We start from the raw sequence: 25,112 nt of genomic DNA, 5'->3' as shown, positions 1-25,112 counted from the left end.
GGCCGCCTGCTTAGCGTGCGCGGACAAGTATCGAACCCCACTTACCAACACGAGGATTGCCATGAGCTTGAAAGAACAAATTACCGAAGACATGAAAAACGCCATGCGCGCCAAGGAAGCGGGCAAGCTGGGCACGATTCGCCTGTTGCTGGCGGAAATCAAGCGCAAGGAAGTCGACGAGCGCATCGAATTGACGGATGCCCACGTGACGGCCATCGTGGAAAAAATGATCAAGCAGCGCAAGGATTCCATCACCCAGTTTGAAGCCGGTGGCCGCGCCGACCTGGCCGACATCGAAAAAGCCGAACTGGTGCACCTGACGGGCTATATGCCTGCCGGCCTGTCGGACGAGGAAGTGGCGGCCGAAGTGGCTGCCGCCGTGGCCGCCTCGGGCGCCGCCGGTCCGCAAGACATGGGCAAGGTCATGGCCATCGTCAAGCCGAAGCTGGCTGGCCGCGCCGACATGACCGTGGTGTCCGCCCTGGTCAAGAAAGCCTTGACGCCGGCAGCGTAAGCAACAATAGTAGCAAGGGCTGCCAGTCGTCGCACTGGCAGCCTATAACAGCCCACACGTTGACCTGGCTCAACCTCCGGCCACGTGCGGTAGTATAGTCTGACCTATAACAAGACCCGCCCTAGCCAGTGATACCTCAATCTTTCATTTCCGATTTGCTCAACCGCGTCGATATCGTCGATGTCGTGGGGCGCTATGTGCAGCTGAAAAAAGGTGGCGCCAATTTCATGGGTTTGTGCCCGTTCCACAGTGAAAAGTCGCCCAGCTTTACCGTCAGCCCCACCAAGCAGTTCTATCACTGCTTCGGCTGTGGCGCGCATGGCACGTCGATCGGCTTTTTGATCGAGTACTCGGGCATGGGCTTTGTCGACGCCGTCAAGGACCTGGCGCAAAACGTGGGCATGGTCGTGCCGGAGGCGGACGACAAGATCCCGCCGGCCCAGCGCGCGCAGATCCAGGCGCAAAGCATGGCCTTGTCCGACGCCATGACGCAGGCGTGCGATTATTACCGCGGCCAGTTGCGCCACGCGCCAGAAGCCATCGCCTACCTGAAGAACCGGGGCTTGACGGGCGAAGTGGCCGCTCGCTTCGGCATGGGCTTCGCGCCCGGCGGCTGGGACAACCTGCGCTCCGTCTTCCCCGACTACGACGTGGTGGCGCTGGCCGAGGCAGGCCTCGTGATCGACAAGGTCGATGAAGAGGGCAACAATCGCAAGCGCTACGACCGTTTCCGCGAACGCATCATGTTCCCGATCCGCAATACCAAGGGGCAGGTGATCGCCTTTGGCGGCCGCGTGCTCGACCATGGCGAACCGAAATACCTGAATTCCCCGGAAACCCCCTTGTTTTCCAAGGGATTCGAACTATATGGCTTGTTCGAGGCGCGCCAGGCCATCCGCGACGCCGGCTATGTGCTGGTGACGGAGGGGTATATGGACGTAGTGGCGCTGGCGCAGATGGGTTTCCCGCAGGCAGTGGCGACCCTGGGCACGGCGTGCACGCCCACCCACGTGCAAAAACTGCTGCGCCAGACCGATAACGTGATTTTCAGCTTCGACGGCGACAAGGCCGGCCGCCGCGCCGCCCGCCGCGCGCTGGAAGCGAGTCTGGCCCACGTGTCGGACAACAAGACCATCAAATTCCTGTTCTTGCCGTCGGAACACGATCCGGACAGTTATATCCGCGAATTCGGTGCCGAAGGTTTTGAGCAGCAGGTGCATGAAGCGATGCCGCTGTCGCAATTCTTGCTGAAAGAAGTGTCGGGTGAGCATGATTTGTCGGAACCGGAAGGGCGCGCCCGCGTGCAGTTCGACGCCAAGCCCCTGCTGCAGCTGATGGCGCCGTCTTCGCTGCGTCTGCAGATCGTGCGCGGCCTGGCGCAACTGACGCAGTCCACGCCGGCCGAGATCGAAGCCCTGTTCGAGCTGGCGAAACCCGTTGCCGTGGCGCGCCGCGCGCCGCCGAAATCGGGCCGCCCCGTGCCTGTCGGTCTTGAATTGAAGATCATGCGCATGCTGGTGGCGCATCCGCCGCTGACCCTGCGTATCGACGAGGCCGCGCTGGCCGCCTTCCAGCACCTGGGACCCGATGCGGCGCACAGCCTGGGGCAGCTGGTAGCAGTGGGGCAGGCGCTGGGCGAGCACGGCAGTTTTGCCGCCTTGGCGCAGCAGTTGAAGGAGCTGGGCAGCGAATACGACGAGATCATCGGCGAGATCGCGGCCGGCACGGAATCCGATTACGACAGTGAATTGTCGTGGCTGGTGAGCACCATCCGCGAGATCAAATTGAATGCATTGAAGGCGGAATTGCAGCAATTGTTCGCGTCGGGTTTGCCATCGGAGAAAATTGGTGTACGCTACCGCGAAATCATGCAGGAGCAGGGGGTGCTGGAGCGCGAGCGCGACGCCGAGTTGGTGAATCGCTAACCTTGCTCTCAGGCTATGGCGCGTACTGGAAAAACATTTTTCGCGTGCTATAATTAAATGCTAAGTATTGTGTGCTTTGGCAAGCTAGTTCTGTTTCGTAAATAGTATTTGTTTTCAGTAAGTTAGGCTCTTGATCGGCGCGGTGGATCGTGTCGGCAGCCAGGGCCAACTGGCGCTTTCGGCGTTGCGGGCAAGGCTCGCAGACGCTGGCAAGCCGCGCCAGGCTCTCGCTCCCAACGCGGTCGATGCAGGAATTTTTGCCGAGGCGGCTGGCAACAGCCGGTGGACAGGAATTGCTGCGCTTCCCGCGGATCGTGGCCGATGAGGTGTAAGTAACGTAACAGTGTCGAATTTGCGTAGTCGGCAGGTTCGAAGATGGTGGTTCCCGCAGGTAGACAGGGAACTGGCAGCAAACTTTATCCTAATCCACCGTAAAGCAAGTCGTTGTGTAATCGAAAGCGCCTGTGCCAATCAAGAAACCCGAATCCAAAGCGGCTGCAAAGCCCACTAAAGTTACCACGAAAGCCGAAAAGGCGCTCGACCGGCCAGAAGCGCGCGTCACCAGCGCGCCCGTGGTCAGCCAGACCACCGACGCCGCCACCCTGGCAGCCATCGATACGTCCGGTTATGTCTTGCCGTCGGTAAAAGTGCCAGGCCGCCGCGGCCGCAAGCCCAAAGAATTCCAGCCAGAAAATGATGAAGTCGCCGCCCTGAACGCCGTCGAACGGGCTGAACTGAAGGCCGTCGACAAGGCCAAGGCCAAGGACCGCAAGGCGAAGGAGCGCGCGCTGCTGAAGGACGCGTTCTCGTCCGACACGGAAGCGAGCGAGGAAGAACTCGAGCGCCGGCGCCAGAAACTCAAGACATTGATCAAGTTCGGCAAGGAACGCGGTTTCCTGACCTACGCGGAAATCAACGATCACTTGCCCGAAAACATCGTTGATCCGGAGGCCATCGAAGGCATCATCGGTACCTTCAATGACATGGGCATCGCCGTCTACGAACACGCGCCTGATGCGGAAACGTTGTTGCTGTCCGATAACGTTGCCGTCGTCACCAGCGACGACGAGGCGGAAGCGGCGGCCGAGGCCGCATTGTCGACCGTCGATTCCGACTTTGGCCGCACCACCGACCCCGTGCGCATGTACATGCGCGAGATGGGCTCGGTCGAGCTGCTGACGCGCGAAGGCGAGATCGAGATCGCCAAGCGTATCGAAGATGGCTTGAAAGACATGATCCAGGCCATTTCCGCCTGCCCCGTGACGATCGCCGAAATCATCGCCGCCGCCGACCGCATCGCCAACGACGAGATCAAGATCGATGAAATCGTCGACGGCCTCGTCGATGAAAACGAGCCGGTCGCCGCCGCCCCTGTCGTGGCCGCTCCCGTCGAAGAAGACGAGGAAGAGGGCGAAGCGGAAGAAGAGGAAGAAGAAGAGGAAGAAGAAGCGAGCGCGTCGGGCGCCGCCGGTTTCTCGGCGGAACAGCTGGAAACCCTGAAACGCACGGCGCTGGAAAAATTCGCCGTCATTTCTCAGCAGTTCGACAAGATGCGCCGCGCCTTCGAAAAAGAAGGCTACAACTCGAAACCGTACGCCAAGGCGCAGGAAGCCATTTCGCAAGAGTTGCTGGGCATCCGCTTCACGGCCAAGGTCGTGGAAAAGCTGTGCGACACCCTGCGTGGCCAGGTCGACGAAGTGCGCCATATCGAAAAGCAGATCCTCGACGTGGCCGTGAACCGCTGCGGCATGCCGCGCGCCCACTTCATCAAGGTCTTCCCGGGCAATGAAACCAACCTGGACTGGGTCGATGGCGAAGTCAACGCAGGGCACGCCTACAGCGCCATCCTGGGCCGCAACATTCCGACCGTCAAGGAACTGCAGCAGCGCCTGATCGACCTGCAGGCGAGGGTCGTCTTGCCGCTGCCGGACTTGCGCAACATCAACCGTCAGATGGCGGCCGGTGAAATGAAGGCGCGCAAGGCCAAGCGCGAAATGACGGAGGCCAACTTGCGCCTGGTCATCTCGATCGCCAAGAAATACACGAACCGCGGCCTGCAATTCCTCGACCTGATCCAGGAAGGCAATATCGGCCTGATGAAGGCCGTCGACAAGTTCGAGTACCGCCGTGGCTACAAGTTCTCGACGTATGCCACGTGGTGGATCCGCCAGGCCATCACGCGCTCGATCGCCGACCAGGCGCGCACGATTCGCATTCCCGTGCACATGATCGAGACGATCAACAAGATGAACCGGATTTCCCGCCAGATCCTGCAAGAAACAGGCGCGGAACCCGATCCGGCCACCCTGGCGATCAAGATGGAAATGCCCGAGGACAAGATCCGCAAGATCATGAAAATCGCCAAGGAACCGATCTCGATGGAAACGCCGATCGGCGACGACGACGACTCCCACCTGGGCGACTTCATCGAGGACAACAACACCCTGGCGCCGGCCGATGCAGCGCTGCACGCGTCCATGCGCGGCGTGGTCAAGGACGTGCTCGATTCCCTGACGCCACGCGAAGCGAAAGTGCTGCGCATGCGCTTCGGCATCGAGATGTCCACCGACCACACCTTGGAAGAAGTGGGCAAGCAATTTGACGTGACGCGCGAGCGCATCCGCCAGATCGAAGCCAAGGCGCTGCGCAAGCTGCGCCACCCATCGCGCTCCGACAAGCTGAAAAGCTTCTTGGAAGGCAACTAGAAGCCAATAGGGCTTGACGCGCGCCCCTGATACCCCTATCCTCGCGTGTCCGTTTCCAAAACGGCCGCGCGAGGCGGGCATCAACAGCGCCGCCACGCCGCAGTCCCCCGGGCCTCTAGCTCATGCTTGGTTAGAGCAGCGGACTCATAATCCGTTGGTGCCGTGTTCGACTCACGGGAGGCCCACCAGAATTTAGCAATAATAGATCAAGCCCCGGCGGGCAACTGCCGGGGCTTTTTTCGTGCTGTCGTACAATCGCGGCTTGGCGATTGATGAAGGGTGAAACGAGATGATGGCTGAAGTGAAGATGGACGATATTGTGGTGGGCGATGGCAAGGCGGCGGCGCGCGGCGCGCTGATTACGGCCCACTACCGGGGCTGGCTGGAAGATGGGGCGGAGTTTGACTCGTCGCACAAGCGGGGCGAGCCTTTTCGCTGCGTGTTGAGCAATAACAAGGTGATCCAGGGCTGGATTCTGGGTTTGCAGGGCATGCAGGTGGGCGGCACGCGCAAGCTGTGGGTGCCGGCGGCGCTGGGGTATGGCGAGCGGCAGGTGGGTTTGATTCCGCCGAACTCCAATTTGGTCTTCGAGATTGAATTGCTGGAAGTGCTGACGCGCGATTGATACGCGATAGTGCCATCAGGCGGGAACGACGTCGCCTCTTTGCCGCAACAGTTGCTCGACATCGGCGCGCAGCGCCTGCTGCGTGGGGAAGGTGGCATAGCGCAAGGTGACATAGCCGGCCAGCCTGAGCATGGCGTCGCGCTCCCTGTCCTGGCGTTCGCGGCCAGCGTGGCTGCTGTCGTCGAGCTCGATCACGGCGATGACGTTCAGTTGCTGGCTGCACAATACAAAATCGGCCACCTTGCGGTCGAAACGGTTTCTGTTCGCCCATCCCTTCGCCGTCACCAGCGCGGAAAAAGCCACCTGCGCCAGCACCGTGCATTCCGGCAAGGCCGTTTTCAGCAGGTGGTACATCTGTTGCTCGCGCGCCGTCATGACGGGTTTTCTGTGCAGTCGCAGCGGCGCACGGGATTTCGCGTTCCCGCGCACGGCCAGCATGGCAAAGAACAGGAGCAAGGCCGCGATGGCGAGCAGGATAGTGTAGGAGGGCATGGGCTGGCATCAGGATGGAAGAGTCCTGATGGTACGCGAACAGCGGCGTGTTTCGTGCCGCTGCCGGCGTATTTCAGGTGGTGCGCTTGTGGAAGATCAAGCCTGTTTCAGCTTGACTTGCATCGCGTCCAGCGCCGGCACGATGTCGTGCAGGCTGGCCACTTCACAGGTGGGAATGGCGGCCGAGGTATTGGCCATGCTGTCCGGGTTGAACCAGCAACTGTCGATGCCGTAGCGGTTGGCGCCCAGGATGTCGGCATCGAGCCGGTCGCCGATGATGATGGTCGTATCCTTGCTGAATGCGCGCGCCATGTCGGCCGCGTAGTCGAAGAAGCGCACGTCCGGCTTGGCGTGGCCGCACGCTTCGGAGGTGGCGACGAAGGAAATGTAGTCGCCCAAGCCGGAGGCGGCGATGCGGCGGTTCTGGATGGCCTCGACACCATTGGTGATGATGCCCACTTCGCCGATACGCGACAAGGTTTCGCACACTTGTTTGGCGCCATCGATGAGCACGACCGTGTCCGGCAGCGATTCCAGATACAGCCGGCTGGCCAGTTCCGGGGCGATGGCGATGCCGTTCAGTGCAAACGTCTTGCGGAAGCGCTCCACCTTCAGGAAATCCTTGCTCACGTCGCCCGTCTCGAAACGTTTCCACAGGTCGACGTTGATCGCCTGGTAGTGGGAAAACAGGCCGTCGATGCCGTCGCGCAAGCCCAGTTCATGCATGGTGTGCAGGAACGAGCGTTTTTCGGACGCCCTGAAATCGAGCAGGGTATCGTCCAGGTCAAACAGGAATAGCTGGTAGGTCATGGTATGTATTGAAAGGAACTTGTCTTGCATCGTAGCACGTAGTGTTGAGTTCGGTTGGCCATGTCCTGCGCGGGCGATCCGCTACAATCGCTGTCAGACCCATCCCCTCACTTCTTTTCTGCCCATGACCCAGCTCTCCGTCAACGTCAATAAAATCGCCCTGCTGCGCAATTCGCGCGGCCGCAACTTCCCCGACCTGCTGGCGTTTTCCGCGCGCTTTCTCGACCTGGGCGCCGCCGGCATCACCTTGCATCCACGCCCGGACCAGCGCCATGCGCGCTACGATGATGTTGCCTCGTTGCAGAGCCTGTGCGCGGACCGGGGGCGCGAGCTGAATGTGGAGGGGTATCCGGCGGCGGAATTTCTGCAAGTCGTGAAAAGCGCGCGCCCGGCGCAATGCACCCTGGTGCCGGACATGCCGGGGCAATTGACGTCCGATCACGGCTGGGACATCGAGCAGTCCGCAACACTATTGCGTCCCGTCATTGCGGAATTGAATGACCTGGGCATCCTCGTCAGTCTGTTTGTCGATGCCGACTACCCGGCGCTGGAATGGGCGCGTGAAGTGGGCGCGGCGCGGGTCGAGCTGTACACGGAGCGGTTTGCCGAAAGCCATGGCAGCGAGCACGGCGATGCCGTATTCGATACCTATCTGCAGGCGGCGCGGCGGGCGCAGGCGCTCGGCCTGGGCGTGAATGCCGGGCATGACCTCGACCTGCACAACCTGGCGCGCTTCCTGGACATACCCGGCATCCTGGAAGTGTCGATCGGCCACGCGCTGGTCGTCGAGTGTATCGAACTGGGCATGGACAAGGTGCTGGGCCGCTACCTTGAGATATGTCAATCGTAGGGGGCGCGGGCGGTGACGCTTGCAGGTGGCGGAATTGGGCTACAGCCCGTTTAACGGAATACGACGATCCGGTGGCGATAGCCGCTACGCTGAATCCCAGCCGCGTTGCCTACTTACACTGAAGCCTGACCATTTTTGGTCGTTGTTGATTGGCTGCGACGCACTGCCTGACGCCTGGCAAAGCCATGCGCAGGTAACGCTCGGTACCCGCATAAAGGCAGTCCACCTGAAACAGGTATTGGGGAGCATCGAAGTTGATATTCCAGCGTTGATACAAGGTGCCGTCGCGAGTCCATTCCCTGTCCGGGACCAGGATAGGCAAGGCTTCGCCATCTGCTGGCGGCTGATCCGCCGGGTAGGACAGTACGCGCACGCCGTCAAGTCGGCTACCGGGCAGGTTCCAGCTTGATGGAGCGGCTGGTGGACAAGAAAGGGGGGCTGCGGCAGTTGGCCGCATTGGCGCGGCAGAGATGGCCAATGCCAGCAGTGCGAGCGGCTTCATTCGACCACCGAATAGCGTTCGGGGCGATTCGATGCTCCGGCCGCCGAACGGCCGAAGTAGATCACGCGGGCGCTGGGCTTATGGTTACGCCACTGGTCGAAAATTTCTATGCCGCCAGGCACCTGACGGATGAACAGTGCCGCATGGTTGCCTTGCCGCAGATTCTGATAGCGGCCATTGACGAAGGTGGCAATCAGCGTGCCTTTCGCGATGCCGCCTTGTTCCAGCAGGTCCGGCACTTTGTCGCCTTCGCGCCAAAGCGAAGAGGCACGGGCGCCGGTGAGGTGCCTGGCCAGCGTCACACACTCGCCATTTCCCACGATTTCTTTTTGCTTCGCATAGTCGGCGCGTGCAATGTAGGGCATATCGTTGCTCTCTGTGGTTGACGATGGAGAGAGCGTACGCAAGTCACGGGCAAGCAGTTTGATGTGTGCCAGAGCAATACGGAGCATTGACATGTGTCATGGCCCCGCCTGTCGCACGGGCATGCTTACATACCCACCCACCAGTTGAGCAAGGTTTCATCATCGTCGTCATCGAGGTTGACGTAGATATTGGAGAAGTACCATTCCACGCCCGTCGCCGTGCGGAAGGCATCAAAGGGGCCGTTGACGTTGTAGATGCCGTGGTGGCCCGGCACGCTGAAGGTGAGGTTGCCCTTGTACTGGCCGTCCAGCGTGCCGCCCAACTGGCTTTGCACGTCGCGTTCGAGCTGGTCCACTGCCTCTTGCGGCACGTCATCGGCATAGATCTGGATGCAGAAATTGCCGCCGCGCTTTAAGACTTCGGCGGGGGCGAGCGGGTCGGCGATGCTGACGATGTCGCCGCGCGCCAGGTTCAGGGTCAGGCCTGGCGAGGCCAGCAGTTCGTAGACGTGCTCGTCAATCTGACGCGCCGGCAGGGTTTCATACACGGGGCCGTCTGTGTTTTCGCCTGCCAGTACGCGGATGTGCGGCAAGCCTTCGCAATTGATGTCTTCCATTTATTCTTTCATAGTGCCGGCGCGCTGCGTTGCGGGTCGCGTCAGCGAGGGAGGTATGGCAATATTGTAACGGGTACGTACCAGCTGGCGGGTACGCAACGGTGCAAACAAGGAGAGGCAATGGCGCATGTGATGCGGACAGGTGGCGGCTTATGTGGCGCCGTGTCGATCAAGGTACGGATCAGGTGCCCATGCCGCAATGCCTGGCCTGCGGCATCTCAAGAACACCGGATATGCAAAAGGCACGCCGCAGCGTGCCTTGATATCTTGCCTGGCGGGTTGGCGCCAGGGGGAGGAAAGGTGCTTAGAAGCGGTAGCTGGCGCTGATGCGCAGCACCGGATACGCCTTGAAATCCTTGACCTTGTCGGACAGTTTTTCGTTTTCAGCGGCAACGTCCGTTTTCAGGGCGGCGCATACCAATGGGTCGCAGCCGGTATTGCGCAGCGAGGTTTTCGGCGAGCCCTGGAACAATACACCGATGTCGCTGGAAATGCCCCAGCCAGCTTCTTTCACCGGATTGCCCCAGCCGATGCCGATGTAGGGCGCGACCTTGCGGAAATCGATGGTACCGTCCAGCTGGCCGGCGCTGGCTGCCGTGTAGGTGTTGCCGTTCAATGTGTAGCTGCCGCTTTTGTTCGGCTTGCCTTTGGCATCGATTTTATTGCCGTTGTACACGACGCCGGCGCTGACGCGGAACGCGCCGTCCATGGGGAAGTAGTCGAGCAAGGCGTCGAAGGTGCGCAGCTTGAGTTTCAGCTTGTAGTCGACGTCTTCGGTGCTGGAGTCGTAGGAGTAATTCAGGAAGCCGACGCCAAAACGGGCATTCAGATTCGATTGCAGCGGCACGCTCAGGTGCGCGCCGACGCCAGTTGTACCCACGTCGGCGGCGATGGCGATTTCTGCCTGGGCTTGGCTTGCGCAGAACATGCCTGCCAGCAGGGTGGCGATCAGGTATTGCTGTTTCATGCTTACTGACTCCAGTCGTAGGTCTAATTATGTACGCGACAATTTCCCAATTGAAACTAAAGTTTCAATTGGGAAATTTCAACGAGAATAATAGAGGCTGGATTGTTGCCAGGCAAGGCGAAGTGGCAAATGAGGGGCAAGGTGTTGCTTTCCTGCCGCATCAGCTTGCGACGTGGCTTAATTGTGCGCGCTGATGCCGCTGCGGAATTGTTCGAAACCGGCGCGTGCGGCTTTATAGCAATTGCCGGCGGCCGCTTCCAGGCCTTCGCGGTCGAGCACTTCGACCGTGCCGCGACGGTACTGGATCAAGCCTTCGTCCTGCAGCTTGCGCGCCGTGACGGTGACGCTTTCGCGGCGCACGCCGAGCATGTTGGCCATGGTGTCTTGCGTGACCTTCAGCTCGTTCGACAGGGAACGGTCGAGGCGGTCCAGCAGCCAGCGGCACAGTTTTTGTTCGATGCTGCAATGACGCCCGCCCACCACGTTCTGCGCCATTTGCGCAAACATGGCGCTGGTGTAGCGCATCAACAATTGCGCCAGCGCGCCGCCTTCATTGAATACTTCGCGCAGGAAGGCGGTTTTCAGGCGGTAGCCATAGCCTGCCGTCTGTACGATGGCGGTGCAGGTGGCGCGCTCGGCTTCGTACAACACCACGCCAGCCACGCCTTCGCGGCCGATGACGGCGATCTCGGTGGTGGCGCCGTCCTCCATCACGTACAGCAGGGAAACGATGGCGTTGGTGGGGAAATAGGTGTATTCAATCTTGCCGCCGCAATCGAACAGGTGCTTGCCGGCAGGCAAAGCGACCAATTCCAACTGGCAAAACAGGCGCTCCAGGTCGGCGCGCGACAAGGCGCGCAGCAATTCGTTCTGTTGGGCGCCCGTGATGCTGATCATGGGTGTGGCGGGAGCGGCTTGCCAGTTGTGCTGGGCGGCTGCGTGGCTATTCGTTGCGGGTGTCAGGTTGCTATAAGCTTTGTACATGGTAGGGCCTCGTCTTCTGATTTTGTTGGATGGCGCTGCTTTTCTGGCTTGCTAGCGTTGTGCTGAATCTTGTATCAACTATAGAACCAGGGGGGGCGGACGGGCATCGGATGAGCCGACGTGCTTATGTAGGCTAGGAACATTGCCTCGTGTCATCCAACTCCTACGCCTGCTTTTCATTTTCCCGTTTGGAAACAACAGTGTTGGAACACAATGCGCCACGCTGCCCGCTACCCCGGAACTTTGGAAGCATGCCGCGATCAAACCACTCTGCGCTGCAGTACGACGGTGATAAAATATTGCCTTGTGGAAATTTAACCGGCGTTTCGGTATGAGCCACCTCATTCCCTGCGCCGCGTTGCTGCGCGCCTGCCTTGTCCCGTTTACCTGTTAATGAAGAAAGCAACGCATGAAATGGTTTTTTGATCTGAAAATTGCCACCAAGCTGATCTTGTCGTTTGGCGCCGTGCTGCTGCTGACGGCAGCGCTGGGCGTGTCGGCAATCTTTTCCATGGCGCGCATCAATACGGCGTCGACGGACCTGTCCGACAACTGGATGCCCAGCGTGCTGGCGGCCATGTCCATGCGCAGCGATGTCAGCGATTTCCGCCGCTGGGAACTGGCGCACATGCTGGCCGCGCAGGATGCCGACATGGCGCAGGACGAAACGCGCATGACGGAAACCCAGGCCAGGCTGAAGGCCGATGCCGACAAGTACCGCGGCCTGATTTCCGAACCGGGCGAGAAGGAGGTGTTCGAGCGCTTCCTGGCGCTGAACGATGAATTCATGCGCCTGCACGCAACCATGCTGAGCCTGTCGCGCGAGATGAAAAAGGAAGAGGCGCGCGCGCTGGCCGTGGGGCCGTCGGCCAAGGTCATGACGGACATGATGGCGACGCTCGATAAACTGGTGTCGATTAACACGGACGGCGGCGTGCGCTCGAGCGCCAGCGCCGACGCCACCTATGCGGCCTCGCGCGCCAGCCTGATCGGTTTACTGGTGGGCATCGTCGTCATCGGCATGCTGCTGGCGCTGTGGGTGGCGCGCAGCGTGGCGCGTCCGCTGATCGCGGCCGTCGGCGTGGCGCGCCGGGTGGCGGCCGGCGACCTGACGGCGCATATTGTTGTGCGATCGCAAGACGAAACGGGGCAATTGATGCAAGCCCTGAAAGACATGAACGCCAGCCTGCAAAACCTGGTGGGCCAGGTACGCGGTGGCACCGATACCATCGCCACGGCGTCGAGCCAGATTGCCGCCGGCAACCAGGATTTGTCGTCGCGCACGGAAGAGCAGGCCAGTTCGCTGGAAGAAACGGCTTCGTCGATGGAAGAGCTGACCTCGACCGTGAAGCAGAATGCGGACAATGCGCGCCAGGCCAACACCATGGCGCAAACCTCGTCGAGCATCGCCATCGAGGGCGGCAAGGTGGTCAGCGAAGTGGTGGGCACGATGGCATCGATCAATGCCTCGTCGCGCAAGATCGTCGACATCATCGCCGTCATCGACGGCATTGCTTTCCAGACCAATATTCTGGCCTTGAATGCGGCCGTCGAGGCGGCGCGCGCAGGCGAGCAGGGGCGTGGCTTTGCCGTCGTCGCCACGGAAGTGCGCAACCTGGCGCAACGCTCGGCCGCGGCGGCCAAGGATATCAAGGTACTGATCGGCGACTCGGTCGAGAAAGTCGAGACGGGCTCGAAACTGGTCGGCCAGGCGGGCCGCACGATGGATGACATCGTTGCCAGCATCACCCGCGTGACGGACATCATGAGCGAGATCACGGCCGCCAGCAGCGAGCAGAGCGCCGGTATCGAGCAGGTCAACCAGGCGATCGCCCAGATGGATCAGGTGACGCAGCAAAATGCGGCCCTGGTGGAAGAGGCGGCGGCAGCGGCCGAATCGATGCAGGAGCAGGCTGCCAGCCTGAGCGCCGTGGTCAGCATTTTCAAGCTCGACGCGGCCAGTACCGTTGCAACCCGGCCGCGCACGACCGTCACCGTCAAGACGCCGGCAACTGCGGCGTCGGCAGCGGCGCCGCGTCAACTTACCAGCACGGCGCGTCGCGCAGCGCCAGTGGATGAGTGGGAAAGCTTTTAATGTAAATTAAGTCAAGCGCGCTTGCGCGGTTTCCTGACGCTCTGGACGGCGCGTGCGGCAGCGGCTTGCTGGCGCTGCTGCCACGCCCTCAGGGCCTCTTCGTAGGCGGCCAGGTCTTCCTGGTACATTTCCAGCACGCAAAAGGTGCAGCCGCTGTGGCAGCACTCGTCATTGCCCGGTTTGCTGGGCGGCTGCGGTTGCGGATCGAGAGGTAAAAGCGGGGTGGACATGGTGCGGGCAGGGGGCGGCGGCGGCGGCATCGAAGTTGGCATAGGAGCTGGCATGATACGGTATCCCGCCGTTCCGTTGCTGGAACGCTTTTTGCTCAAAAATCACGGTTTCCGTGTACAGTTGCGGTGAATTAGGGTATCGTTTACAGCACTGATATTGTATCTTCTGCGCGCGATGTTCCGCCGGCGCGATCTCCGCCGCCATCGCAGCACATCTCTTCGACGCTCCCGCATACGCCCTACAGCATGTCCCGGAGCACGGAGGTGCCGCAAGAGCAATGATCCATGGCTTGCAAGACGGAGCTGCCTGTGCCCCGAAATGTTGTTTATTGAGAAAGCATGGCTTCCGCAGTGCGGAGGCACACCAGAAAATTTATGTCTGAAACCGAATCGACTCCTACGCCCAGCCCAGCGATTGCCCCTGAAGCGGCGCCCGTCGCCGCTGCGCCTGCACCAGCACCTGCCGCATCCGCTGCTCCCAGCCTGACTTTTGCCGACTTTGGCCTGGCGCCTGAAATCCAGCGCGCATTGACCGACCAGGGTTACACCCATCCGACACCGATCCAGGAACAAGCGATCCCCGTGGTGCTGCAAGGCCGCGATGTGATGGGTGCCGCGCAAACGGGCACCGGCAAGACGGCCGGTTTTTCCTTGCCGATCATCCAGTTGCTGATGGCGCATGCCAGCAGCAGCATGTCGCCGGCACGCCACCCGGTGCGCGCGCTGATCCTCACGCCGACGCGTGAGCTGGCGGTGCAGGTGGCCGAAAACGTCAAGGCCTACGCCAAGCACACGCCGCTACGCTCGACCGTCGTCTTCGGCGGCATGGACATGAAGCCGCAAACCGTCATCCTGCGCGGTGGCGTGGAAATCGTCATCGCCACGCCGGGCCGCTTGCTCGACCATATCGAGCAAAAGAACATCAGCCTGAGCCAGGTGCAGATGCTGGTCATGGATGAGGCCGACCGCATGCTGGACATGGGCTTCCTGCCCGACTTGCAACGCATCATCAACTTGCTGCCGAAGCAACGCCAGAACCTGATGTTCTCGGCGACGTTCTCGCCAGAAATCAAGAAACTGGCCGCGACCTTCCTCAACGATCCGCTGACGATCGAAGTGGCGCGCAGCAACCAGACGGCCGACAAGGTCACGCAAGTGGTGTACAAGGTGACGGAGGACCAGAAGCATGCCCTGGTCGCCCATCTGCTGCGCCAGCGCGACCTGAAGCAGGTTATCGTCTTCTCGAACACCAAGATCGGCGCCTCGCGCCTGGCCCGCGTGCTGGAACAGGAAGGCATGAGCGCCACGGCGATTCATGGCGACAAGAGCCAGCAGGAACGCATGGCGGCGCTGGAAGCGTTCAAGAAGGGCGAGATCGACGTGCTGGTGGCGACTGACGTGGCGGCGCGCGGCCTGGATATTTCCGACTTGCCTTGCGTCATCAACTTCGACTTGCCGTACAACGCGGAAGACTATGTGCACCGCATCGGCCGCACGGGCCGCGCCGGCGCCTCGGGCGACGCCATTTCGATCTATTCGGACAAAGACGAGCGCTTGCTGGCCGATATCGAGAAACTCATCAAACAAAGCATCAAGCGCGGTGAATTGACGGGCTTCTCGCCGGCTCCCGCCCGCGGCGGCGACAGCGAGCGCCGTCCGCCGCGCCGCAGCGAAGGCGGCGAGGCGCGTCCTGCGCGTGCCCCCGAGAGCCGCCATGCCGGTGAGAGCCGCGACAGCCGCTCCGCCGAGCGCGGTGTGCGTCCCGCCTTTGGCCCCGGCGCCCGCCGCGAAAAGGCCGATCCCTGGTTCCTCAAGCCGTATGAGCCGACAAAGGCGGCAGCGCCTGCCGCGACCGCCACTCTGCCGTCTGTCAAGCCTAAGCAAAAGCTTGCGGCCCTGCTCGGAGGTTTGTCAAAGCAGTGATGCAATGGGCTAAAGCTATGACGAAGGGCGAGGCGTCCTGGTCTGGCTTGGTCTACCGCCCTCCTGCCGCCATGAAAAAGCAGCCCGCCTTGCCGGTGGCCTGCTTTTTTTTATGGGAATTGCCAAACCTCGGCGTGTGGTGCCGTCTGGCGCGTGAATGTGTGGTGCATGCGCGGTGGTGTCCAACCTTATTGACGCAACGGTGTGGTGCCATATCGCAGGGCAGGATAATATTCCTCATGGTCCAGCGTGCATGCTGGCAATATTGTTATATCCATCTTATATCCATCGCTGTATATCAGCAGTTGCACTCTGCGGTTTTTCATTGTCACAGACTCAGATTGTTTTGCGATTATTCTGGTATTTTGATGTATGGCTACCTTGATTTCTCAGTATCATTGTTTTTTACTCTACTTTCCATTTGGCTATATTCGGTAATGCTGCATTTCTGGCCTTATTGTGAAGAGTGATCTTTTGAGTAATGAATTATTGATGAGAGCGGCATTGCTGGTGATGTTGCCAGGGGATATAGGCGGTGCGAGTGGGGATGGTGAGTGCAGCAGATTCTGACTGGCCAGTGCTGCTGATTTTCTACCTGTGCGTGACGGAGATCTTGGACGTGGAATGCTGTCTCTTGCCTTCCACATTGTTGTGTTTTTTTGTGACAAGGTGTAAGAGGTTTTTTTGCATAAGCCATTGTAGTATAGGCTATTGTTGCATCTAATATGGCACGTCCGGATGCCGTTGTGACGTGCTGTTATTTCGCTGCGAAAAAGTTGTGCATGATTCCTGTTGCTGCTCGGTTATTGACGCTGCCGCTTGAAATTTATATTGCCACTATTGCATTATTTGTGCTATCTCTTGGCAGAATCCGATGGTTTCTTGCTGTCGAGAATTAAGTGCTTGGCAGTTTGGAGGTTTAAGTTATGCGCAGCATCAAGGTGCTCAATAAGAGGGCGCTGAGGCGTGCTGGGCAAGTATTTTTTGAGTTGATGGCTTGACTCGTGCCTTCTTGCTTCTGGTAATAAAGTTGCGTTTGTATTAAAATGAACGACCATATTTATACTCTTTATGAGGCGTCAACATGATATTAGTAAGTGGCGGTGCCGGTTTTATTGGCTCTAATTTCGTTATGGATTGGTTGGCGAAAAGTAATGAACCGGTGCTGAATCTTGACAAGTTGACGTATGCTGGCAATCTGCAAAATCTGCAGTCGCTCGAGCAAGATCAACGGCATATCTTCGTTCACGGAGACATTGGCGACGCGTCGCTGGTGGCGAGTCTGCTGAAGCGGTATCGGCCCCGCGCGGTGTTGCACTTTGCGGCGGAAAGCCACGTCGATCGTTCCATTCTGGGGCCTGCGGCCTTTATCGAGACAAATGTCAATGGTACCTTCACGCTGCTTGAGGCGGTGCGTGGCTACTGGTCGGCATTGCCAGAGGATGAGCGAGAGGCTTTCCGTTTCCTGCATGTTTCCACCGATGAAGTGTATGGCAGCCTGGGGCCGGACGATGCCCCGTTTTCGGAAACCACGGCGTATGCGCCCAATAGTCCGTATTCTGCCAGCAAGGCGGCATCGGACCATCTGGTGCGGGCTTACCATCATACCTATGGCTTGCCGACCCTGACGACCAATTGTTCCAATAATTACGGTCCGTTCCATTTCCCGGAAAAACTGATTCCGCTGGTAATCGCCAATGCCCGTGCCGGCAAGCCGCTGCCTGTCTATGGCGATGGACTGCAAGTGCGTGACTGGCTGTATGTCAGCGATCATTGCTCGGCTATCCGCCGCGTGCTGGAACAAGGGCGGGTTGGCGAAACGTACAATGTCGGCGGCTGGAATGAAATGACCAATCTGTCGGTTGTGCATGCCCTGTGCGACATGCTTGATCAACTCGATCCCAAGGCGGACGGCGTTTCGTATCGCGCGCAGATCAGCTATGTCGCGGATCGCCCAGGACATGACCGCCGCTACGCCATTGATGCGCGCAAGATTGAGCGTGAACTTGGCTGGAAGCCTGCGGAAACCTTTGAAAGTGGCATCGCCAAGACAGTCCAGTGGTATCTTGCTCATCAGGACTGGGTCCAGCATATCCAGTCGGGCGCCTATCTGGAATGGGTCCAGCAGAATTATGCGCAACGCAGCGTTGAGGAGCAGGTGCTGTGAACGCCGCACGGAAAGGCATCATCCTGGCGGGCGGTTCGGGTACCCGTCTGTATCCAGTCACCATGGCGGTGTCGAAACAATTGTTGCCTGTCTATGACAAGCCGATGATTTATTATCCGCTGACAACCTTGATGCTGGCCGGTATCCGCGAGATTCTGATCATTTCCACGCCCCAGGACACCCCCCGTTTCCAAGAGTTGCTGGGAGACGGCGCGCAATGGGGGCTGCGGTTGAGCTATGCCGTGCAGCCTTCCCCGGATGGCTTGGCGCAGGCGTTCATTATCGGCCGCGAGTTCATCGGAGATGCGCCGACGGCGCTTATTCTTGGCGATAACATTTATTACGGTCACGATTTCGAATCGCAGCTGCTTGCCGCGTCCAGCCGTAAAGATGGTGCGACGGTGTTTGCCTATCATGTGCATGACCCCGAGCGTTATGGCGTGGTGGAGTTCGATGACCTGCAGCGTGCCATCAGTATCGAAGAAAAGCCGGCGCAGCCCAAGTCGAACTACGCGGTGACTGGTTTGTATTTCTATGACGGACAGATAGTGGATATCGCCGCCTCGATTAAACCGTCCGCACGCGGGGAGCTTGAGATTACCGATGTCAATCAGATCTATTTGCAGCGCGGCGAACTGACGGTGGAGCGTTTGGGGCGCGGCATGGCATGGCTCGACACAGGAACACATGAATCATTGCTTGAGGCGGGGCAATTTATTGCCACTATCGAGAATCGTCAGGGGCTGAAAGTGGCTTGTCCTGAGGAAATCGCTTTCCGTCGGGGTTATATTGACGCGGCTCAATTGAATGAGCTTGCACAGGCGCTCAAGAAGAATAGCTATGGGCAGTACCTGTTACGCCTGTTGAATGAAAAAATATTTTAACTTTTATGCAAATTCAAAAGACGGCGATTGCCGATGTGTTGCTGATTGAGTCGACGGTTTTCGGCGATGACCGAGGTTTCTTTTATGAAAGCTTTAACCAGCGGCGCTTTCAGGAGCTGACGGGGGTCGTCACCAATTTCGTGCAAGACAACCACTCGAAATCTGCCAGGAATGTACTGCGCGGGCTGCACTATCAAGTCGAGCAGACCCAGGGCAAGCTGGTGCGTGTTGTCGCCGGTGCCGTCTTTGATGTCGCGGTCGATTTGCGCAAGAGTTCCCCTACTTTTGGCCATTGGGTTGGCGTGGTTCTGTCGGCGGAGAATAAGCGCCAGTTGTGGGTACCGCCTGGCTTTGCCCACGGCTTCATGGTGACCAGCGACTCGGCCGAATTCTTGTATAAAACCACCGACTATTGGGCGCAGCAATTTGAGCGCACTCTCCAGTGGAATGATCCGGCCATTGGCATCGAGTGGCCGCTTGAGGGCAGTCCCTTGCTGTCAAGTAAGGATGCTGCCGGGGTATTGCTGGCCGATGCCGAGGTGTTTGCATGAAAATCCTGCTCACCGGCAGTACGGGGCAAGTCGGTTACGAGCTGGCCCGCAGCGTGCAGGGGTTGGGCGAGATCGTCGCGCCTGGCCGTGCACAGATGGATTTGTCGAACCTGGATCAGCTGCGTGACGTGATCCGTGCCGTCAAGCCTGGCTTGATTGTCAATCCTGCAGCCTATACGGCTGTGGATCAGGCTGAACGGGAACCCGAATTGGCGATGCTGATCAATGCCCGGGCGCCTGAGCTGATGGCTGAAGAGGCCCGCAAGCTGGGCGCAGCCATGATTCATTATTCGACCGACTATGTATTCGACGGCGAGAAAACCAGTCCGTACACGGAAGACGATCCGACGGGCCCGATCAATGTGTACGGGCGCAGCAAGCTTGCTGGCGAGCAAGCCATTCAGGCGGCCGGCATCGATCATCTGATTCTGCGTACGAGTTGGGTGTATGGCATGCGCGGCAAGAATTTTCTGCTGACCGTGCTGCGCCTGGCGCAGGAACGCCCGGAATTGCGTATTGTTGGCGACCAGCATGGCGCGCCCACCTGGTGCCGTACCATTGCCGACACGACCGCGCATATTCTGGCACGCGCGCTCGCCGATAGTGATCCGCATAGCTGGTGGAGCCATCATGGCGGCGTGTATCACCTCAGCGCTGGAGGGAGCACATCCTGGGCGGGATTCACGCAACAGATTTTGCAGAATGCTCAGCTGCCTGCAATGCCGCGCGTCACCGCGATCACGACTGCCGAATATCCTCTGCCCGCCAAGCGGCCAAGTTCCTCGATCCTGTCTTGTGAACGGCTGACACAGGCATTTTGCGGTTTGCCCGCCTGGCAAGATGCACTCAAGCTTTGCATGACTTGACGGCCATATGCCAAGCCGTGGCGTGATGGTGGCGAAATTTAGGCACCGCGCATGCGGGGCCATCGTATTGTTTAACGCCTTTGGGCAACCGAGAGATATAAATGATTCCATTAGTGAAAGTTGGCTTTCCCGCCAAGCAGGTGCTGATGCCTGCACTTGAAGAAGTGCTGTACAGCGGCCAGGTGGGCGAAGGTGAGCAGGTTTACGAATTCGAGCGCCGCTTTGCGGAACATTTTGGCCTGCCGTTTGCGTTGGGCATGAGCAGTGGTACCGCGGCGCTGCACGCGGCATTGCACCTGGCAGGCGTAACGCCTGGCGACGAGGTCATTTCCACCAGCATGACGGCCGAACCGACCAACGTGGTTATCTTGCAAATGGGCGCGGTTCCCGTGTTTGCCGATGTCGATGCGCGTTCCGGCAATCTGGATCCTGCCGCGATTGAAGCAGGCATCACCAGCAAGACCAAGGCCATCTTGATCGTGCACTATGCCGGTATGCCGGTGCGGCTGGCGGAAATCGCCGCCATCGCGCGTCGTCATGGTATTGCGCTGATTGAAGACTGCGCGCATGCCATGGGCGCGCGCTACGCTGGCGCGGCGATAGGCACGATCGGTGACTTTGCCATTTTCTCGCTGCAGGCGATCAAGCACATGACCACTGTCGATGGCGGCATCCTGACCATGCACGATGCATCGCTGATCCGCGAGGCGAAGAAATTCCGCTGGTTTGGTCTGGAAAAAGGGGTGCCCCGTACTGAAGTCGATATTACCTCGATCGGCTACAAGTATAATATGAACAATGTTACGGCTACGTTCGGTCTCGCGCAGCTGCTCGATATCGATGCCCGCGTGCTCAATCCTCACAAGGAAAACGGTCGTTATTTTGACCAGACCATCGGTGCCATCCCTGGCCTTGCCGTGGCTGCATTTGATGAGCAGGCCGAGCCTAGCTATTGGCTGTATACGGTGTTGTCGGACGACTCAGATGATGTTGAGCGGCGTCTGGCTGCCATTGGTGTCTCGGCGTCCAAGCTGCACCGCCCCAACCATCTGCACAGCATCTTCAAGGAACTGGCCGGTCCGATGCCCCAGCTGGACACCTACTATCGCCGCATGGTGCACATCCCATGCGGCTGGTGGCTGAGTGTGGAAGACCGCGAGCGTATCGTTGACGCCTTGAAAAAAGGATAGTGTCAATGTCACAACTGTCCTTGTTTGGCGTGGTCAATACTCCGGAAATGGAAACGGCGGCACTGGCCGTGCTGCGCTCGGGGCGCATTGCCTCGGGACCGCATGTCGCGCAGTTCGAGAGTGGTCTGGCTGAACTGCTGGGGCAGGCCCACATCGTTACCACCGCCGACATGACCAGCGCGCTGCACCTGGCGCTCTATCTGGCTGGTGTGCGCGCCGGCGATGATGTTCTGACCACGGCCTTTGCCTGTATGTCGACCAACTCGGCGATCGCCACATGCGGTGCGCGTCCCGTCTGGGTGGACCTGGCACCTGCCTCTGCATGCATGGATGTGGCCGACTTCGAACGGGCGATCACGCCTGCCACACGTGCCGTGATTTTGTATCATCTGGCTGGTTATCCTGGGCCGGCGCGCGAGATCGCGGATATTTGCCGCGCGCGCGGCATTGTCCTGATCGAAGATTGCGACAATGCTCTGCTGGCGAAAGTTGATGACAAGCAAGTGGGTACTTTCGGCGATTTCGCCGTTTATTCGTTTTATCCTAACCGGCAAATCAATACCACCGAAGGCGGTGCGCTGGCATGCCGGGAGGCTGAGGCTGCCGTCCGTGCACGGAAATTGCGCCGCTTCGGTATCGATACCAGCAGCTTCCGCGATACCCGCGGCGAGATTAATCCACAGTCCGATATTCCCGTGATCGGCTGGTCAATGCCAATGAATAATTTGTGCGCTGCGCTTGGCTCTGTACAATTGCAGAGTGTCGGGCAGAACATACAGAAAACACGTGACAATGCACAGCGTATCATGGCGGAGCTGGCCAGCTGTGAGGGCCTGACGCTACTGGCACCCACTGCGGGTGCTGTACCGTCGTATTGGGCTGTTTTAATTTCCGTGGAGCAACGTGACGTTGTCCTGGAGGACTTGAAAGCGCGTGGCGTGGCAGCATCAGTGTTGCATCAACGCAACGATATCTACTCTGGTTTTATACCATGTCATCGTGATTTGCCGCAGACCGACCTATTACAACGTAGCATGATTGCCCTACCGTGCGGCTGGTGGCTCTCCGCACAGGATATCGAGCACCTAGTCGCTTCCGTGAAGAGTGCGCTGCGCGAGACGGCCGGCTGAACTTTGCGGACACGCTATTTTTAATATCTATCTTTACTTGGACTGACATGTTTGATAACAAAATTTTAATGATTACTGGCGGCACTGGCTCCTTCGGTAATACCGTGCTGAACAGATTCTTAAACACCAATGTCAAGGAAATCATTGTTTTTAGCCGCGATGAGAAGAAGCAGGAAGACATGCGGATCGCGCTGAACAACGATAAGGTGAAGTTTTATATTGGCGATACGCGCGATTATCAAAGCATTGCCCAGGCAATGGTTGGTGTTGATTATGTTTTTCACGCGGCGGCGTTGAAGCAAGTGCCGTCGTGTGAGTTTTACCCCATGGAAGCGGTACGTACCAATGTGCTGGGTACGGAAAACGTATTGAACGCGGCAATCGCCAATAACGTTAAAAAAGTCATTTTGCTGAGTACGGATAAGGCTGTCTATCCAATCAATGCCATGGGTATTTCTAAAGCCATGGCCGAAAAAGTGCTGGTGGCTAAATCGCGTATGGTGCGTGCTGGTGGCCCGGTGATGTGCGCCACGCGTTATGGCAATGTCATGGCATCGCGCGGTTCGGTAATCCCGCTTTTTATTGAAAAGCTCAAGGCTGGCATGCCGCTGACGGTGACCGATCCGGAAATGACGCGCTTCCTGATGTCCCTGGAGGACTCGGTCGATTTGGTCATTCATGCCTTCGAACATGGCCAGCAAGGCGATATCTTCGTGCAAAAGGCGCCGGCGAGCACGCTTGATGTGCTGGCGCAGGCCATCCAAGAGCTCTTTTCCAGCAATGTGCCTATCAAGGTCATCGGTACACGTCATGGCGAAAAACTGTACGAGTCGCTGGTTTCTCGCGAAGAGATCGCCAAGGCGGAAGACATGGGCGGATATTACCGTGTGCCGGCAGATAATCGCGATTTAAACTATGACAAGTTCATTCTTGACGGCCAACTCGAAGTCAACCAGACCCAAGACTACACCTCGCATAACACGCAACGCCTGGATGTCGCCGGTGTGAAGGAATTGCTGCTTTCGCTCGAGTACGTTCAACAGGAATTGAAAAACCGCTGATCGCCAGTGGCATTGGCGCGGCATTCATGAGTGTCGCGTGTAGTCTCACCAAGAATTGTAATAAAAAATGAAATCTCCGATTTTGCTACGCGTTTGCTTGGCTATTCATGATTAAGCGGAATATCACCGCCAATATCGTGGGACGTGCATGGGGCTTCATTTCAGTATATCTGTTTGTGCCCCTGTATCTGCACATGCTGGGTGCGGAGGCATATGGCCTAGTCGGTTTCTATTCAATGCTGCTGGGCGTGCTGGCCTTTGCGGATATGGGTTTTTCGGCAACCCTGAATCGGGAGATGGCGCGCCTGTCGGTGAGTGCCATTGCGGAGCAGGAGCGGCGCGACCTTCTGCGCACATATGAACTCAGCTATCTTCTTATTTGCTGCGTGCTGGCCATATCGATTTGTCTGGCTGCCCCCCTGATTGCCGAACGCTGGCTGAAGGCCAGTACCTTGCGTTCGGATGACATTACGCTGGCAATCCGGCTGATGGGCGTCGCGATAGCGTTTCAGTTGCCGTCTGGGCTGTATATCGGCGGCTTGATGGGCTTACAGCAGCAGGTGCGCGCTAATGCCCTGCAAATTGCCTGGAGCGCTTATCGCGGTTTTGGCACGGTACTCGTGTTGTGGTTTTTTTCGCCGACTATCGTGACTTTTGCCATCTGGCAGCTGGTTGCCAATGCGATTTATTGCATATCGGTGCGGCACGGTTTGTGGCATGCCTTGCGGGTTGACGGCGTGCGTGCGGCGGGCTTTTTCCGCTGGCAGGTATTTCATGGTACGTGGCGCTATGCATCGGGCATGGCTGGCATGGCCTTGCTGTCGATTTTGCTGACACAGGTGGATAAGTTGACGGTCAGCAAGCTGTTGTCGCTCGACATGCTGGGCTTTTATACGCTTGCGGGTTCGCTGGCGTCCGTGCCGTTAATCCTGGCGAGTCCGATTGCCTCGGCAATTTTTCCCCGCTTCACGGAGCTGGTGGCACGGAATGACCGGGAACAGCTGGTCGCGCTGTATCACCGTACCTGCGAGTTTGTGTCCATTGCGATCGTCCCGGGCGGCTTGGCAGTCGCGCTGTTTTCACATGATGTGATTTATTTGTGGACCGGTTCGGCTACCAGTGCGCAAGCAGCCAGTCTGGCCGCTTCGCTGCTGCTGGGCGGGCAGTTGTTGCAAGCGTTGACGGTAGTGCCGTATTACTTGGCGTTAGCCCATGGCAATATCCGCTTGAATCTACAAATCGGTATTGTTTCGGTTGTCCTGGTGACGCCAATGATGATTTACCTCGTCATCCATCATGGCTTGGCCGGCGCGGGTCTCTCGTGGTTGATTATGAACCTGTGCACGATGCCGCCATATATGTATTTTTTGCATCGAAATTTTTTGCCAGGCCAACTGGGCCGTTGGTTCTGGCGCAGTTTGGCTTTGCCGGTTATTGCTAGTTTGCCATGTTTATTGCTAGGCTACTGGTGCCTGTCCATGGTCGACAATCGCTGGCTGCGCCTGCTGATGATCGCCGTGACGGCGGGACTGTCCATCATCTGCAGTGCGCTGACCGCGCCGGAAATCCGGCGTTGGATCACCACGCGAAAACTGTCTGGACTGAAACCGAGCCGTAGCGGAAGCTGAATGCATCACCAGCGTTCCCGCCGTTTACCGA

General features: G+C 58.7%; 23 protein-coding genes and 1 tRNA gene. 16 read left to right on the top strand and 8 right to left on the bottom strand.

What is annotated here, in order from left to right; all coding sequences use genetic code 11:
• Positions 1 to 61: 61 nt before the first annotated feature.
• The 5 genes from ACQ4W4_RS23680 to ACQ4W4_RS23660 all read left to right on the top strand — a co-directional run bounded on the left by ACQ4W4_RS23680 (position 62) and on the right by ACQ4W4_RS23660 (position 5,769).
• On the top strand, positions 62 to 514 hold the full coding sequence (locus ACQ4W4_RS23680) for a GatB/YqeY domain-containing protein (protein ID WP_034746974.1): 453 nt from the start codon (positions 62 to 64) through the stop codon (positions 512 to 514).
• Positions 515 to 642: 128 nt separating this feature from the next.
• The gene (gene dnaG / locus ACQ4W4_RS23675) at positions 643 to 2,439 is read left to right on the top strand and encodes a DNA primase (RefSeq protein WP_436544033.1); all 1,797 of its coding nucleotides are present in this window, start codon (positions 643 to 645) and stop codon (positions 2,437 to 2,439) included.
• Between the two features lie 464 nt (positions 2,440 to 2,903).
• Positions 2,904 to 5,144 carry an RNA polymerase sigma factor RpoD gene (rpoD, locus tag ACQ4W4_RS23670; RefSeq protein WP_436544032.1) on the top strand — a complete coding sequence of 747 codons (2,241 nt, stop codon included), beginning with the start codon at positions 2,904 to 2,906 and terminating at the stop codon, positions 5,142 to 5,144.
• 109 nt (positions 5,145 to 5,253) lie between these two features.
• Positions 5,254 to 5,332 (top strand) — tRNA-Ile (locus tag ACQ4W4_RS23665).
• Between the two features lie 101 nt (positions 5,333 to 5,433).
• On the top strand, positions 5,434 to 5,769 hold the full coding sequence (locus ACQ4W4_RS23660) for an FKBP-type peptidyl-prolyl cis-trans isomerase (protein WP_436544031.1): 336 nt from the start codon (positions 5,434 to 5,436) through the stop codon (positions 5,767 to 5,769).
• Between the two features lie 15 nt (positions 5,770 to 5,784).
• Here ACQ4W4_RS23660 and ACQ4W4_RS23655 read toward each other — a convergent pair whose 3' ends face one another.
• Both ACQ4W4_RS23655 and ACQ4W4_RS23650 read right to left on the bottom strand, forming a co-directional pair.
• On the bottom strand, positions 5,785 to 6,261 hold the full coding sequence (locus tag ACQ4W4_RS23655; RefSeq protein ID WP_436544030.1) for a DUF2726 domain-containing protein: 477 nt from the start codon (positions 6,259 to 6,261) through the stop codon (positions 5,785 to 5,787).
• A 96-nt stretch (positions 6,262 to 6,357) separates the two neighbouring features.
• The gene (locus tag ACQ4W4_RS23650; protein WP_436544029.1) at positions 6,358 to 7,071 is read right to left on the bottom strand and encodes a YjjG family noncanonical pyrimidine nucleotidase; all 714 of its coding nucleotides are present in this window, start codon (positions 7,069 to 7,071) and stop codon (positions 6,358 to 6,360) included.
• Positions 7,072 to 7,195: 124 nt separating this feature from the next.
• Between ACQ4W4_RS23650 and ACQ4W4_RS23645 the strand changes: the two genes are divergently transcribed.
• Positions 7,196 to 7,921, top strand: coding sequence for a pyridoxine 5'-phosphate synthase (locus ACQ4W4_RS23645; RefSeq protein WP_436544028.1), 726 nt, complete (start codon positions 7,196 to 7,198; stop codon positions 7,919 to 7,921).
• A gap of 109 nt (positions 7,922 to 8,030) precedes the next feature.
• Here the strand turns inward: ACQ4W4_RS23645 and ACQ4W4_RS23640 are convergent, their stop codons facing one another.
• From ACQ4W4_RS23640 to ACQ4W4_RS23620, 5 genes are all read right to left on the bottom strand, one after another.
• The gene (locus tag ACQ4W4_RS23640) at positions 8,031 to 8,423 is read right to left on the bottom strand and encodes an STY0301 family protein (RefSeq protein ID WP_436544027.1); all 393 of its coding nucleotides are present in this window, start codon (positions 8,421 to 8,423) and stop codon (positions 8,031 to 8,033) included.
• Entirely contained in the window at positions 8,420 to 8,881 is a 462-nt protein-coding gene (locus tag ACQ4W4_RS23635) for a BPSL0067 family protein (RefSeq protein ID WP_436544026.1), read from the bottom strand. Before ACQ4W4_RS23635 ends, ACQ4W4_RS23640 begins: the two co-directional genes overlap by 4 nt.
• 32 nt (positions 8,882 to 8,913) lie before the next feature.
• Entirely contained in the window at positions 8,914 to 9,405 is a 492-nt protein-coding gene (locus tag ACQ4W4_RS23630; protein ID WP_436544025.1) for a DUF4265 domain-containing protein, read from the bottom strand.
• A gap of 304 nt (positions 9,406 to 9,709) precedes the next feature.
• Entirely contained in the window at positions 9,710 to 10,372 is a 663-nt protein-coding gene (locus ACQ4W4_RS23625) for a hypothetical protein (RefSeq protein ID WP_436544024.1), read from the bottom strand.
• A gap of 177 nt (positions 10,373 to 10,549) precedes the next feature.
• Entirely contained in the window at positions 10,550 to 11,269 is a 720-nt protein-coding gene (locus tag ACQ4W4_RS23620) for a Crp/Fnr family transcriptional regulator (RefSeq protein ID WP_035828139.1), read from the bottom strand.
• A gap of 496 nt (positions 11,270 to 11,765) precedes the next feature.
• Here ACQ4W4_RS23620 and ACQ4W4_RS23615 point away from each other — a divergent pair, with 496 nt between their 5' ends.
• Positions 11,766 to 13,451 carry a methyl-accepting chemotaxis protein gene (locus ACQ4W4_RS23615; RefSeq protein ID WP_436544023.1) on the top strand — a complete coding sequence of 562 codons (1,686 nt, stop codon included), beginning with the start codon at positions 11,766 to 11,768 and terminating at the stop codon, positions 13,449 to 13,451.
• Between the two features lie 11 nt (positions 13,452 to 13,462).
• On the opposite strand, the gene ACQ4W4_RS23610 is transcribed toward ACQ4W4_RS23615, so the two are convergent.
• Complete coding sequence (locus ACQ4W4_RS23610; protein WP_436544022.1) at positions 13,463 to 13,723, bottom strand: oxidoreductase-like domain-containing protein; 261 nt, start codon at positions 13,721 to 13,723, stop codon at positions 13,463 to 13,465.
• A 333-nt stretch (positions 13,724 to 14,056) separates the two neighbouring features.
• On the opposite strand from ACQ4W4_RS23610, the gene ACQ4W4_RS23605 reads away from it, so the two are divergent.
• The 9 genes from ACQ4W4_RS23605 (at position 14,057) to ACQ4W4_RS23565 (ending at position 25,081) form a co-directional block, all read left to right on the top strand.
• A complete protein-coding gene (locus ACQ4W4_RS23605) occupies positions 14,057 to 15,604 on the top strand; it encodes a DEAD/DEAH box helicase (RefSeq protein WP_436544021.1) in 1,548 nt (515 codons plus the stop codon).
• A 1,084-nt stretch (positions 15,605 to 16,688) separates the two neighbouring features.
• Positions 16,689 to 17,771 carry a dTDP-glucose 4,6-dehydratase gene (gene rfbB / locus ACQ4W4_RS23600; RefSeq protein WP_436544020.1) on the top strand — a complete coding sequence of 361 codons (1,083 nt, stop codon included), beginning with the start codon at positions 16,689 to 16,691 and terminating at the stop codon, positions 17,769 to 17,771.
• Complete coding sequence (gene rfbA / locus ACQ4W4_RS23595) at positions 17,768 to 18,655, top strand: glucose-1-phosphate thymidylyltransferase RfbA (RefSeq protein ID WP_436544019.1); 888 nt, start codon at positions 17,768 to 17,770, stop codon at positions 18,653 to 18,655. Before rfbB ends, rfbA begins: the two co-directional genes overlap by 4 nt.
• A gap of 5 nt (positions 18,656 to 18,660) precedes the next feature.
• The gene (rfbC, locus tag ACQ4W4_RS23590) at positions 18,661 to 19,206 is read left to right on the top strand and encodes a dTDP-4-dehydrorhamnose 3,5-epimerase (protein WP_436544018.1); all 546 of its coding nucleotides are present in this window, start codon (positions 18,661 to 18,663) and stop codon (positions 19,204 to 19,206) included.
• Positions 19,203 to 20,072 carry a dTDP-4-dehydrorhamnose reductase gene (rfbD, locus tag ACQ4W4_RS23585; RefSeq protein ID WP_436544017.1) on the top strand — a complete coding sequence of 290 codons (870 nt, stop codon included), beginning with the start codon at positions 19,203 to 19,205 and terminating at the stop codon, positions 20,070 to 20,072. Before rfbC ends, rfbD begins: the two co-directional genes overlap by 4 nt.
• Before the next feature lie 101 nt (positions 20,073 to 20,173).
• Complete coding sequence (locus tag ACQ4W4_RS23580) at positions 20,174 to 21,262, top strand: DegT/DnrJ/EryC1/StrS family aminotransferase (protein ID WP_436544016.1); 1,089 nt, start codon at positions 20,174 to 20,176, stop codon at positions 21,260 to 21,262.
• A gap of 5 nt (positions 21,263 to 21,267) precedes the next feature.
• Complete coding sequence (locus tag ACQ4W4_RS23575; RefSeq protein ID WP_436544015.1) at positions 21,268 to 22,392, top strand: DegT/DnrJ/EryC1/StrS family aminotransferase; 1,125 nt, start codon at positions 21,268 to 21,270, stop codon at positions 22,390 to 22,392.
• Between the two features lie 47 nt (positions 22,393 to 22,439).
• Positions 22,440 to 23,453, top strand: a complete 1,014-nt coding sequence (locus ACQ4W4_RS23570; RefSeq protein ID WP_436544014.1) for a polysaccharide biosynthesis protein — start codon at positions 22,440 to 22,442, stop codon at positions 23,451 to 23,453.
• A gap of 107 nt (positions 23,454 to 23,560) precedes the next feature.
• A complete protein-coding gene (locus tag ACQ4W4_RS23565; RefSeq protein ID WP_436544013.1) occupies positions 23,561 to 25,081 on the top strand; it encodes a lipopolysaccharide biosynthesis protein in 1,521 nt (506 codons plus the stop codon).
• Positions 25,082 to 25,112 lie beyond the last annotated feature (31 nt).

Source organism: Janthinobacterium glycogeni, assembly GCF_051380725.1.
GTDB lineage: Bacteria > Pseudomonadota > Gammaproteobacteria > Burkholderiales > Burkholderiaceae_D > Janthinobacterium.
The sequence above is the reverse complement of the archived record's forward strand: the minus strand, read 5'-3'. Positions and strand labels throughout refer to the sequence as shown.